Here is a 12822-nt window from a genome sequence, read left to right on the forward strand (position 1 = left end):
ACAATACCAAAAACAGCAGAAATTTACTACACATCAGCTCTAAAAAACAAGAAGGTGATATGCATGAAACAAAAATCAATTTTATTCCCTTGTCTGCTGCTTGCCGCTTCTGTATATGCATGGCTAGAAAGCGGCCAAGCCGAACTGTTTTCAGGGCAGGATCAATGGCCTGTTCTCCTCATGCTGTTAGGCGCAGCCTTTGTATATCAAGGAAAAAAAGAAGCCGTTACACCCCATTTCTTCATCGGTTTACTTCTCTTCGGGATCGGTTTACACTTTTTTGCCAAGCCGAAATGGGTATGGTGGCCGGATGATTTTGAAATGCTCCTCTTTATGATCGGCTTCTCACTTCTCGTTTCAGCCGTTCAAAAAAAAGAATATGTATATGAAGCTGTGTCGATGATTTGTTTTTCCCTGTTTTTGTACTTTTTTAAACAAATTATGGCATGGCTTGAGTCTGCGCATATTCCAACAGCGCTTCTGAAGGAGTATTGGCCGTTTGTCTTTATTGGAATCAGTTTATTGTTATTATTGATAAAACGAAAAAAATCTATACGATAAATAAAACCGGTAGAGGATTCTCTACCGGTTTATCATTTTTTTGATCGCTCCCCAAGCTTCGTCTTTTCCCTTTTTCGTTTCTGAGGAAAAGAGAATCAGCTCGTCTTCCGGATCAATATTTAATGTTTGTCGGACAACCTTCGCGTGTTTGTCCCATTTGCCTTTCGGGATTTTATCCGCCTTTGTAGCGATAACAATAACAGGAATGCCGTAATACTTTAAAAATTCATACATCTGTACATCATCATTAGATGGCGCATGCCGCAAATCAACGATCTGCACCACAGCTTTTAATTCCTCGCGTGTCGTGATATAGGTTTCAATCATTCTGCCCCATGCTTCACGCTCAGACTTTGACACTTTGGCAAAACCGTAGCCCGGCACATCCACAAAATGCAGCTCATCATTGATAATATAGAAATTAAGCGTTTGTGTTTTTCCTGGCTTTGATGACGTTCTCGCAAGATTTTTGCGATTGATTAATGAATTGATAAAAGACGATTTTCCTACGTTCGATCTTCCGGCCAATGCGATTTCCGGAAGCCCCCCTTCAGGGTACTGTTCCGGTTTTACTGCACTGATCACGATTTCTGACTTTGTGACTTTCATTTCTTCTCTCCTACTAAGGCATGTTCCAAAACCTCGTCTAAGTGGGACGCCAATATAAATGTCAGCCCCTCCCTGACGCTTTCCGGAATATCCTCTATATCTTTTTCATTATCTTTAGGCGCAATAATGGTCGTTAATCCCGCTCTATGTGCGCCAAGCGCTTTTTCCTTCAAGCCGCCGATCGGCAGCACGCGCCCGCGAAGCGTGATTTCTCCAGTCATGCCGACTTCACGCGAAACCGCCCGTCCCGTTAAAGCAGAAACAAGCGCTGTTGCCATCGTAATACCGGCTGACGGACCATCTTTTGGCACCGCACCCTCTGGTACATGTATATGAATATCATACTTCTCATGAAAGTCAGGTTCAATGCCAAGTTCTTCTGTTTTGGATCGCACATAGCTGAATGCAGCCTGAGCTGACTCTCTCATAACATCTCCGAGCTTTCCTGTCAGGATTAATTTCCCTTTCCCCGGAGAAAGCGATACTTCAATCGACAGCGTATCTCCGCCAACGGTTGTATAAGCAAGCCCTGTCACTACACCAACCTGATCCTCTGTTTCAGCTTGTCCATATCTGAAAATACGTTTTCCGATAAAGTCTTGAAGGTTCTTCTCAGTAACCGTAATCCGTTTTCGCTCTTCAGCAACAATGGCTTTTGCAGCTTTACGGCAAATCGCGGCAAGCTGGCGTTCAAGGCTTCTCACACCAGCTTCTCTCGTATAGTAGCGGATAATATCAAGAATCGCCTGATCACGCAGCTGCAGGTTGCTTTTCTTCAGCCCGTGTTCTTTGATTTGCTTTGGGAGCAAGTGATCCTTTACGATTTCAAGTTTTTCTATTTCTGTGTAGCCTGCGATATTAATAATTTCCATTCTGTCTCTGAGCGGGCCCGGGATTGTGGCCAAATTGTTCGCCGTTGCGATAAACAGCACTTTGGATAAATCAAAGGTTTCTTCAATATAGTGATCACTGAAGCTGCTGTTTTGCTCTGGATCAAGCACTTCAAGCATAGCGGATGATGGGTCTCCTCTAAAATCAGATGACATTTTGTCAATTTCGTCTAATAAGAAGACCGGATTCAGCTTGCCCGCTTTTTTCATCCCTTGAATAATACGTCCAGGCATTGCTCCGACATAGGTCCGTCTGTGTCCGCGTATCTCTGATTCGTCCCGTACTCCTCCGAGTGAGATTCTGACGAATTTGCGTCCCAAGCTTTTTGCAATTGATTTGGCTAAAGACGTTTTTCCGACACCTGGAGGTCCTGCCAAACAGAGAATCGGGCCTTTCAGGGATTTGGTCAGCTTCTGGACAGCCAGATATTCTAAAATACGTTCTTTTACTTTTTCAAGCCCGTGGTGCTCTTCGTTCAAGAGACGTCCTGCTTCTTTCAAATCAAGCTTATCATCTGTTTCATCCGTCCACGGAAGAGCAACCAGCCAGTCGATATAGTTGCGGATCACGGAGCTTTCCGCAGAACTTGACGGAATTTTTTCATATCTGTTCAATTCTTTAAGCGCTGTTTCCTTCACATGCTCAGGCATGCCTGCTTCTTCGATTTTTTCCGTCAGAGTCTGAACTTCGCCAGTTTTGCCTTCTTTATCGCCAAGCTCTTTTTGGATCGCCTTCATTTGTTCACGCAAGTAGTATTCCTTCTGCGTACGCTCCATCGAACGTTTGACGCGCTGGCCGATTTTTTTCTCAATCTCCAGCACTTCTTTTTCATTATTAATAAAATCAATGACCTTGTTCAGCCTGTCTTTGACATCAGCCGTTTCTAAAATATCCTGCTTATCCTTTAGTTTAAGGGGCAGATGAGAAGCAACGATGTCTGCCATTCTCCCCGGCTCTTCGATATCAGTAACCGCGGCGTACGTTTCGGCCGAGATTTTTTTAGAAATTTTTATGTACTGATCAAAGTGGTCTAGCAAAGTCCGCATCAATGCTTCGTCTTCTGTATCTTTTGAATCATCTTCATGAATAAGTTGAATGTCGACCGACGTGTAATCCTCGTGTTCATTGTATTTGACGATCTGGGCGCGTTTGAGGCCCTCCACCAACACACGAATCGTACCGTTCGGAAGCTTCAGCATTTGCTTAATTTTTGTATAGGTGCCGACAGTGAAAATCTCGTCTTCACCAGGTTCGTCTATCGAAATATCCTGCTGAGTGGCTAAAAATATCATATGATCATGCATCATTGCCTGTTCAAGAGCTTGAACCGACTTGTCACGTCCTACATCTAAATGCAAAACCATCGTCGGGTACACTAATAAACCTCTTAAAGGGAGGAGCGGGATGCTGCGTTTTAATTCTTCTGCCATGTGACTGACACCTCCGTGACTTTAGTATGAACCATTATAATACAACTTTTTCATCCTTGTACAATAAACGGCATGGTTCCATTTTCTATAAAACAGTCTCCTCGTAGTATACCCTTTCTTTCTGATATGAAAAAGGAAAAGATGTCCTTCATGAAAAAAACCCTATTATCAAAATAGGGTTTAAACGGATTCTTTATTGATTTCAATATGAAACGGTTTTTGTTCCGTTGGCGGATTCACTAAAATTTCATCAAGCACTTCCTGGAACGTCTTCACTGCAATAATCTTGATCCCGTCAATCTGCTTTAAGATCGCCTGCTGATTTTCATATGGGATAATCACCTTTTTCGCACCGGACTGCTTGGCCGCTTTTATTTTCGGAATGACGCCTCCGATGGGTTTCACAAGACCGTTCAGGCTGATTTCGCCCGTCATCGCAACGGTATTGTCAATAGGAATTTTGTGTATCGCCGAGAAAATCCCCGCCGCCATCGCAATGCCTGCTGACGGCCCATCAATTGGAATCCCTCCTGGGAAATTGATGTGAATATCATAATCAGAAGGCTTCATTCCCATTGTCCGGAGCACGGTTAATACATTTTCAACCGAACCCTTCGCCATGCTTTTTCGTCTGATTGATTTTGATTGGCTGCCGATGCTTTCTTCTTCAGCTATTCCTGTGATGTTAATTGATCCTTTATCTTGAGCCGAGGTTACACTCACTTCGATTTCCAGAAGCGATCCGCTGTTAGGCCCATAGACTGCAAGCCCATTTACAATGCCAACCTGTGGTTCAACACCGATTTTTTGCTCGTGCTTTGGAGTAAGCTGACTGGAGTGAATGACCCATTCAATATCCTCAATCGTAATGTCTTTCCGATTCTCCGTTACAGCCATCCCCGCTGCGATTTGAATCATATTGACGGCTTCCCGCCCGTTCCGCGTGTAGCTGGTCAAAAGATCCAGTCCTTCTTCGGAGATATTTTTTTCAATTTTATCAGCTGCTGTTTTAGCAACCGTTTTCAGCTCGTCCTTTTCAAGCTCGCGGAAAAAAACCTCCAAACAGCGGGACCGGATAGCTGGCGGAATTTCGTTTGGCATTCTCGTGGTCGCGCCAATCAAGCGAAAATCAGCCGGCAGCCCATTTTGAAAAATATCATGAATATGATTCGGAATTTGTGTATTTTCCTCACTGTAATACGCACTGTCTAAAAAGACTTTTCTGTCCTCAAGCACCTTCAGCATTTTATTCATTTGAATAGGATGCAGCTCCCCTATTTCATCAATAAACAGCACACCGCCATGGGCATGGGTGACAGCTCCCTGCTTCGGCTGCGGAATCCCAGCCTGTCCCATCGCTCCGGCCCCTTGGTATATAGGGTCATGGACAGAGCCAATGAGCGGATCGGCAATTCCTCTTTCATCAAAACGGGCTGTTGTCGCATCGAGTTCCACAAAGACAGCCTGCTCTTTAAACGGTGATTGTTTATGTTTTTTTGCTTCTTCCAACACAAGCCGCGCAGCAGCCGTTTTCCCAACTCCCGGTGGCCCATAGACAATCACATGCTGAGGATTTGGCCCGCATAAAGCAGCCTTTAATGCTTTAATGCCGTCTTCCTGTCCGACGATATCTTTAAAGCTTTTGGGGCGGACCTTCTCAGATAATGGCTCGGACAAGCTGATAGCGCGCATTTTCCGAAGCTGCTCCATTTCCTTCTTTGATTCTTTATCTATCGTGACCTTTTGTGTCCTTTGATTTTTAAGCAAATTCCAAAAATACAAACCGATGATGATCCCAAAAAACAGCTGAATAAATAACGCGATCCCTGTCCAACTCATGGTGGTCCCTCCTGAAAAACAATTTATGTATCCAATTCATTCCTCTGATTGCTAGTATCTCCCATAGAAGACGGGAATAAACGTTTTTCCAGAAGAGTTGCATGCAAAAAAACCTCCTGAGTGTTACCACTCAGGAGGTTTGTACTTATCTTTATGCAGATGTTTTATCTTGGCTTACCTCAGTGCCGTCTTTTAATAAGAGGCGAGGAGGCTCTCCGTGTGTCACAGTTGCCCCGGTGATTACACATTTTTCAATGTCATCACGAGAAGGCAGCTCAAACATCACATCAAGCATGATGCCTTCAATGATGGAACGGAGTCCGCGTGCTCCAGTCTTGCGTTCAATTGCTTTTTTAGCAATTTCAGAAAGCGCTTCTTCTTCAAACTCAAGCTCAACGTTATCAAGCTCAAGCATTTTCTTGAATTGCTTAACAAGAGCGTTTTTCGGTTTTGTTAAGATCGCAACCAATGCTTCTTCGTCAAGCTTTTCAAGGCTTGCAATAACCGGAAGACGTCCGATAAATTCAGGAATTAACCCGAAACGGAGCAAATCTTCAGGAAGCACTTTTGAAAGAAGGTCTTCTTTCTCAAGATCAGCAGCTTTATTGTCGGCACCGAATCCAATCACTTTTTGGCCTAAACGGCGTTTGATGATTTGTTCGATACCATCGAAAGCTCCGCCGCAAATGAACAAAATATTTGTTGTGTCAATTTGAATGAATTCTTGATGAGGATGCTTACGTCCACCTTGAGGCGGTACGCTTGCCACTGTACCTTCAAGAATTTTAAGCAATGCCTGCTGTACACCCTCACCTGACACATCACGTGTGATAGACGGGTTTTCAGATTTTCTAGCCACTTTATCGATTTCATCAATATAGATAATGCCTTTTTCGGCTTTTTCCACATCATAATCAGCAGCTTGGATGAGCTTCAAGAGAATATTCTCTACATCTTCACCCACGTATCCAGCTTCAGTCAAAGATGTAGCGTCTGCAATCGCAAACGGCACATTTAAAATGCGAGCCAATGTTTGCGCCAGAAGGGTTTTACCGCTTCCCGTAGGGCCGATTAATGAAATATTACTTTTTGAAAGCTCAACATCATCAACTTTGCTGTTAGAGTTAATGCGCTTATAGTGGTTATACACAGCCACAGCAAGTGATTTCTTCGCTTGATCTTGGCCGATGACATATTCATTCAAAATTTCACGAATTTCCTGAGGCTTTGGTACGTCTTTAAATTCTACTTCTTCTTCTGTTCCGAGTTCTTCCTCTACAATTTCAGTGCAGAGTTCGATACATTCGTCACATATATATACACCAGGTCCAGCTACAAGCTTACGAACCTGATCTTGTGTTTTTCCACAGAACGAGCATTTTAATTGTCCTTTTTCCTCGTTAAATTTAAACATTCTTTCACCCCTTAATCTTGTCTCACTTTTTCTTTTACCGGCAGAGCAAAAGAAAATGATTCTTGAAACGAACGAGTATGTATTGCATTTTACCATACTTTCCAAAAAGACGGTAACAATGTGTTTCTGACTTGCACATTCTATATGTATGACAAAAAACAGCCCTGCATTAACTATATTGCCCCAAGAAAAAGAGATAACTCATAATTGTACAAAACAAGGCACGAATGATTCGCGCCCTGTTTTATTAGTACTATTATTATGCACCATATTAACGGTTTTCTACAAGAAAATCAATTGCTTTGCGAACTTTTAAATCTTCTTTCATCGCGTCAGTAGAACCGATGGCTTGTTTAATATTTTCAACAGGCATGTTGTATGCTTCAGCCATTTTAGTAAGCTCAGCATCAACTTCCTCATCTGATACTTCAAGGTTTTCCGCTTTCGCAATCGCCTCAAGAGTCAGGTTAGATTTTACGCGTTTTTCAGCATCTTCTTTCATTTGCTCTTTAAGTGCAGCTTCATCTTGACCTGAGAATTGAGTGTAAAGCTCAAGGTTCATGCCTTGCATTTGCAGACGCTGTTCGAATTCTTTCAGCATGCGGTCAAGCTCAGTGTCGACCATTGCTTGCGGAACGTCGATTTCAGCATTTTCAGAAGCTTTCAGAACAAGCTCTTCACGTAATTTAGCGTCAGCTTCGTTTTCTTTTGCTTCTTCCAGACGTTTCTTTGTTTTTTCAGTTAATTCAGCAAGTGTTTCCACTTCTTCATCGATATCTTTTGCGAATTCATCGTTAAGCTCAGGAAGCTCTTTCGCTTTGATTTCGTGAATTTTCACTTTAAACACAGCTGGTTTGCCTGCAAGCTCTTCAGCGTGGTATTCTTCTGGGAATGTCACTTCAACATCCTTTTCAGCGCCTGCTTCAAGACCAACTAACTGATCTTCGAAGCCAGGGATAAATGAGCCAGATCCTACTTCAAGAGAGTAGTTTTCAGCTTTTCCGCCTTCGAAAGCTTCGCCGTCAACGAATCCTTCGAAATCAAGAACAACTGTGTTTCCTTCTTCAACGGCGCCTTCTTCATTTACAACAAGCTCAGCTTGACGCTCTTGAAGGGCTTTTAGTTCGTTTTGAACATCTTCGTCAGTTACAGTTGTGTCGTCTTTTTCAATGCCCAGGCCTTTGTATTCGCCAAGCTTCACTTCAGGTTTTACTGTTACTTTCGCAGTGAAGATTAAGCTTTCGCCTTTTTCGATTTTTTCAACATCGATTTCAGGACGGTCTACAGGCTCGATTCCAGCTTCTTCAACCGCTTTAGGGTATTCTACAGGAAGAAGAATATCCAAAGCATCTTGGTAAAGAGCTTCTACGCCAAAGCGCTGTTCGAATAATCCGCGAGGAATTTTACCTTTACGGAATCCAGGAATTGAAACTTGTTTTACTACTTTTTTAAATGCATCATCAAGTGCTGTTTTAAACGTTTCAGCATCAACTTCAACCGTTAAAACGCCTTCGTTGCCTTCTTGTTTTTCCCATTTTACAGACATGTGTTTCCCTCCAAAAATCTATTCAGGTTGTGTCGGTCTTCCATTCTAAAGCAATCATTCGGCTTCGTCCAACAAAAACAAAGCTGCCAAAGATCAGAATCATTATGTATAGATGTTAATAATGAACTGCAAAGCCTGTCCAACCGTATTTCTTATAACCCGTTATACACAAATACAACCACTATATTATAACATAACACATAGCGCTTTCAACTATATGGCGCGATTTACAAATAAGAAATTTCTTCAATATCTTTTAACATTGTGCAAGCTTCATCGAGTTCTCTGTCTGTAAATTCATACATCATATGAAGTTCTTCGCTTTCAATTTCAATCCCGTGCATCTCGTAACCGACTTTATGAAGGGCAGCCGCCCAAAGGTCAGCCGACAGCAATTTCGGCTGGAACGGATATAAAACGTACAAATGTCTTCTCCACAATTCTTCTACTGCCGCATATAAGGTTGGATTTTCATTTCCAAGTGTCTCATCCAGCACCCTGAGAACACGGTGCAGAATCGGGGCGGCATCAGGCGGAACAATATCAGACGGTTCAATTGTCAAAGACTCGCCAAATTTACTAATGTGCACAGGTTTACTGTACTCATGCTCAGCCAACAGCATGACAATCATCGTTTTGATAATCGGATGGGCTGAGGGGTCTTGGAGAATTGTTTTGAGCAATCCTGTATACTTTGCTACGTTACGGTCTTTTAAGGAATGAATGAGATTCATTTGCTCCTCAGGGCTTGCCAGCACTTTCTCGGTGTCAATTGTATCCTCATATTCTTCGGCCCAAGCCTCGTCCTCACGATCCGGATCGGTCATTTTCCGGCTGAAATCCAGCAGCTTATAAAATTGCTCGGCGCTTTCTGCCGGCAGCTGATTTTCTTCCAAAACGGCTTCAATGGTGCTTTTGACTTCTTCATATTTTTTGAGCTGAATTAAGATGGTCATGTACACCTGCAAAACCGTAAAATAATGGCCATAACCTTCTTTGAGCATCTTCTCGCACACGCTTTTTGCCTCTTCCAGCTCGCCCAGCTCTAAAAAGCAGATGGCCATCCCTAAGTGAAGATCGGATTCAGTATCATCATATTTCATCGCTTCTGAAAACAGTTCAAGCGCTTCTTGATACTTTTTTTCCTTTAGTGATGACATCCCTTTTTCCACAAGGCGGTCTTTCAGATGAGGAAAAGGAATAATTTTTGCGTTCTTCTTGTCATGCGTCATACCTATATTCCTTTCAGGCATTTATTTTGTTCAAGTGTATCAACACCTGTGAACAAACACAAGAATTGAAAGGTTTCATTAGGCAAAAAAAGCCGCCGGACAAATACCGGCCGCTTTTTCAGGCTTGAAGCCAAGAGCTTCTTTGTGATTCAAATTGCTTGATTTCATCCTCCAGCAGCAGCGTTAATGAAATTTCATCATATCCGTTGATCAGCATCTCTTTCCAATGCGGATCAACTTCAAATGAAATTTGATTGCCTTCACTGTCATGAATCAGCTGATTTTCAAGGTCAACAGTCATTTGCAATGACTTGTTTTCATACTGGCCGACAAGCTGTTTCCAATTGTCATATGGCATGCGGATCGGAAGCATGCCGTTTTTAAAGCAGTTCTGATGGAAAATATCAGCAAATGACGGTGCAATGATAACTTTAAACCCATAATCATCAAGTGCCCACGGAGCGTGTTCACGCGATGACCCGCAGCCGAAGTTTTCCCCCGCTATTAAAATGGAAGCTCCTTGATAAACAGGCTGGTTTAATTCAAATTCAGGGTTCGGTTCACCATTCGCATCATATCTCCAGTCAAAGAATGCAAAACGCCCGTAGCCTGTTCTTTCAATCCTCTTCAAAAATTGCTTAGGAATAATCTGGTCTGTATCCACATTGATCCGATTTAATACGGCCGCTTTCCCCGTATGTGATTTCAAAGGTTCCATCTCGCGCACTCCTTACACAACTGTTTTTTCCTGATAAAACTTTCTGACATCAACGAAGTGTCCGTGAATGGCAACCATCGCAGCCATTGCCGGGCTGACGAGATGTGTTCTTGCACCTTTTCCTTGTCTGCCCTCAAAGTTGCGGTTAGAGGTTGATGCACAGCGCTCTCCCTCAGGAACAACATCATTATTCATACTCAAACACATGCTGCAGCCTGACTCTCTCCATTCAAATCCAGCTTCCAAGAAAATCTGGTCAAGCCCTTCTTTTTCAGCCTGAAGCTTCACGCTTTGGGATCCGGGCACGACGATGGCCCTTACGCTGTCAGCTACCTTCTTCCCCCTGATCATATCAGCAGCCTGGCGAAGGTCAGTCATGCGGGAATTCGTGCAGGAACCGATAAATACGTGCTCCACTTTAATGTCTTCAATTTTCTGATGAGGAGTGAGTCCCATATATTCATAAGCGCGAATCGCTTCTTTTTTGTCATCTTCTGCAGAAAAGCTTTCCGGCGCAGGAACTTCAGAATCGACAGGAAGAACCATTCCCGGGTTAATGCCCCATGTCACCATAGGGGAAATTTTGTTGCCGTCAAGGACGATAGATTTATCGTAAACAGCGCCCGGGTCTGTGCGCAGCGCCTTCCATTCCTCTACGGCCTTGTCAAATTCTTCGCCTTTTGGCGTGTACTTGCGATTTTTGCAATATTCAAACGTCACCTCGTCAGGTGCAATCAAACCTGCTCTTGCTCCTGCTTCAATTGACATGTTACAAACAGTCATTCGTTCATCCATCGTCATATTTCTGAATACTTCCCCAGTGTATTCAATGACGTAGCCTGTGCCGAATTTCACACCGTATTTGCCGATGACAGCAAGGATGACATCCTTTGCCGTTACCCCTTTTTGAAGCGTTCCATCTACGCGCACTTCAAGTGTTTTTGGACGCTGCTGCCAAAGTGTCTGTGTGGAAAGGACATGTTCAACTTCACTCGTCCCGATACCAAATGCAAGAGCGCCGAATGCGCCATGTGTTGATGTATGACTGTCACCGCACACAATCGTTTTCCCTGGAAGCGTTAAGCCCAGTTCAGGGCCGACGACATGGACAATCCCTTGATCCACACTGTGAAGATCGGCAAGGCGCACGCCAAATTCCTCACAGTTTCTTTCAAGCGCCGTTACTTGGCGTTTCGCAACTTCATCCTTTATCTCAAAACGATTGACAGTCGGGATGTTGTGGTCCATTGTCGCAAATGTATTTTGGGGTCTTCTGACCTTTCTTCCCTTTTGTCTCAAGCCTTCAAATGCCTGAGGAGACGTCACCTCATGAATGAGGTGCAAATCAATATAGAGAAGATCCGGCTTTCCCTCACCATGTTTTACAATATGCTGATCCCAAATCTTTTCGATGATTGTTCGAGGCATCATCTTTTATTTCCTCCCTCTACCTAGAGCTAAGACCGCTTAACGTAAGCTGTCACACATTAGAAATTGTATTTTCACTCATGATTGCTGCCTTAACTTCCTCTGTAATGGCCTGAGTGCTGCTGAACTCTTCACCCCGTGCCAAGTCTCTTGTTCTTTTTCCGGAAGCCAAGACTTTGTTTACCGCATCTTCTACAGCTTTCGCTTCCTCTTCAAGCCCGAAAGATGTTCTCAAAAGCATTGCCGCTGACAATATGGCTGCGAGCGGATTTGCCATCCCTTTACCGGCAATATCAGGCGCGGAGCCATGAACAGGTTCAAACAGATGAAGGCCAGAGCTTGATAGGCTGGCTGACGGGAGCATTCCGAGCGAGCCTGTAAGCATGGACGCTTCATCGCTTAAAATATCACCGAACATATTTTCAGTCACCACGACATCAAATTGATTCGGTGCATAAATTAGCTGCATGGCCGCGTTATCCACAAGCATGTGCTCAAGCTTCACATCAGGAAACTCTTGTGCAACGTCCTCAGCCACTTCACGCCAAAGCCGGCTTGATTCAAGAACATTCGCTTTATCTACAGAGGTCACTTTGCCTTTTCTGGCTGCCGCCATTTTGAAGCCCTCTCTGATCACTCGTTCAATTTCCGTTCGCTTATAAAACAGTGTATCTACTGCTTCCTGCTCACCTTCAGTGTTTACATAGCGTTTGCTCGGCTGGCCGAAATACAAGCCGCCTGTGAGCTCACGAACGATAACGAAATCAACATTATCTATATATTCTTTTTTCAAAGGCGAAGCGTCAGAAAGGCTTTCAAATACCTTCACAGGCCGCAAATTCGCAAACAAATCAAGCTGTTTTCTGATGCTGAGCAGCCCTTTTTCCGGTCTCAGTTCCGAAGGATTTTGATCCCATTTCGGTCCGCCGACAGCACCAAGCAATATCGCGTCTGCATTTTTACAAGCAGCAACGGTTTCCTCCGGGAGGGGGTTATGATGTTCATCAATAGCCGCCCCTCCAATCAGGCCATATTCAAATTCAAATTCATGGTTAAAGCGTTCGGCAACACTTTTCAGTACGTCTGTCGCTGATTCTAATACTTCAGGGCCGATCCCGTCTCCGGGCAATAGAGCAATACGTTTCTTCAAGTTA

General features: G+C 43.6%; 10 protein-coding genes. 1 reads left to right on the forward strand and 9 read right to left on the reverse strand.

All coding sequences use genetic code 11. The features are described 5' to 3' along the window. Positions 1-63: 63 nt before the first annotated feature. Positions 64-561 carry a hypothetical protein gene (locus NYE49_RS14235; RefSeq protein WP_014477563.1) on the forward strand — a complete coding sequence of 166 codons (498 nt, stop codon included), beginning with the start codon at positions 64-66 and terminating at the stop codon, positions 559-561. Positions 562-582: 21 nt separating this feature from the next. On the opposite strand, the gene yihA is transcribed toward NYE49_RS14235, so the two are convergent. The 9 genes from yihA to leuB all read right to left on the reverse strand — a co-directional run bounded on the left by yihA (position 583) and on the right by leuB (position 12818). Then, complete coding sequence (gene yihA / locus NYE49_RS14240) at positions 583-1170, reverse strand: ribosome biogenesis GTP-binding protein YihA/YsxC (RefSeq protein WP_003229621.1); 588 nt, start codon at positions 1168-1170, stop codon at positions 583-585. Continuing rightward, the gene (gene lon, locus NYE49_RS14245) at positions 1167-3491 is read right to left on the reverse strand and encodes an endopeptidase La (protein ID WP_047182976.1); all 2325 of its coding nucleotides are present in this window, start codon (positions 3489-3491) and stop codon (positions 1167-1169) included. Before lon ends, yihA begins: the two co-directional genes overlap by 4 nt. A 180-nt stretch (positions 3492-3671) precedes the next feature. Continuing rightward, a complete protein-coding gene (gene lonB, locus NYE49_RS14250) occupies positions 3672-5330 on the reverse strand; it encodes an ATP-dependent protease LonB (RefSeq protein ID WP_015483529.1) in 1659 nt (552 codons plus the stop codon). Between the two features lie 151 nt (positions 5331-5481). After that, on the reverse strand, positions 5482-6744 hold the full coding sequence (clpX, locus tag NYE49_RS14255) for an ATP-dependent protease ATP-binding subunit ClpX (protein ID WP_003229613.1): 1263 nt from the start codon (positions 6742-6744) through the stop codon (positions 5482-5484). A gap of 271 nt (positions 6745-7015) precedes the next feature. Continuing rightward, positions 7016-8290, reverse strand: a complete 1275-nt coding sequence (gene tig, locus NYE49_RS14260) for a trigger factor (protein WP_047182977.1) — start codon at positions 8288-8290, stop codon at positions 7016-7018. 227 nt (positions 8291-8517) lie between these two features. Next, complete coding sequence (gene ddcA, locus NYE49_RS14265) at positions 8518-9522, reverse strand: DNA damage checkpoint antagonist DdcA (RefSeq protein ID WP_047182978.1); 1005 nt, start codon at positions 9520-9522, stop codon at positions 8518-8520. 118 nt (positions 9523-9640) lie between these two features. Further along, on the reverse strand, positions 9641-10240 hold the full coding sequence (gene leuD, locus NYE49_RS14270) for a 3-isopropylmalate dehydratase small subunit (RefSeq protein ID WP_015384286.1): 600 nt from the start codon (positions 10238-10240) through the stop codon (positions 9641-9643). A 12-nt stretch (positions 10241-10252) separates the two neighbouring features. Next, a complete protein-coding gene (leuC, locus tag NYE49_RS14275; RefSeq protein ID WP_047182979.1) occupies positions 10253-11671 on the reverse strand; it encodes a 3-isopropylmalate dehydratase large subunit in 1419 nt (472 codons plus the stop codon). 49 nt (positions 11672-11720) lie between these two features. Further along, positions 11721-12818 (reverse strand): 3-isopropylmalate dehydrogenase, encoded by a 1098-nt coding sequence (leuB, locus tag NYE49_RS14280; protein WP_047182980.1) that lies wholly within the window; start codon positions 12816-12818, stop codon positions 11721-11723. Between the last annotated feature and the right edge of the window lie 4 nt (positions 12819-12822).

Origin of the sequence: Bacillus sp. FSL L8-0358, assembly GCF_038593095.1 — a bacterium.
Taxonomy (GTDB): Bacteria; Bacillota; Bacilli; order Bacillales; family Bacillaceae; genus Bacillus; species Bacillus subtilis.

Excerpts from the sequence above, each read along its gene's own strand:
- ddcA (WP_047182978.1), bottom strand. The coding sequence starts at position 9,522 with ATGACGCATGACAAGAAGAACGCAAAAATTATTCCTTTTCCTCATCTG.
- yihA (WP_003229621.1), bottom strand. The coding sequence starts at position 1,170 with ATGAAAGTCACAAAGTCAGAAATCGTGATCAGTGCAGTAAAACCGGAA.
- lon (WP_047182976.1), bottom strand. The coding sequence starts at position 3,491 with ATGGCAGAAGAATTAAAACGCAGCATCCCGCTCCTCCCTTTAAGAGGT.
- NYE49_RS14235 (WP_014477563.1), top strand. The coding sequence starts at position 64 with ATGAAACAAAAATCAATTTTATTCCCTTGTCTGCTGCTTGCCGCTTCT.
- tig (WP_047182977.1), bottom strand. The coding sequence starts at position 8,290 with ATGTCTGTAAAATGGGAAAAACAAGAAGGCAACGAAGGCGTTTTAACG.
- leuD (WP_015384286.1), bottom strand. The coding sequence starts at position 10,240 with ATGGAACCTTTGAAATCACATACGGGGAAAGCGGCCGTATTAAATCGG.
- lonB (WP_015483529.1), bottom strand. The coding sequence starts at position 5,330 with ATGAGTTGGACAGGGATCGCGTTATTTATTCAGCTGTTTTTTGGGATC.
- leuC (WP_047182979.1), bottom strand. The coding sequence starts at position 11,671 with ATGATGCCTCGAACAATCATCGAAAAGATTTGGGATCAGCATATTGTA.
- clpX (WP_003229613.1), bottom strand. The coding sequence starts at position 6,744 with ATGTTTAAATTTAACGAGGAAAAAGGACAATTAAAATGCTCGTTCTGT.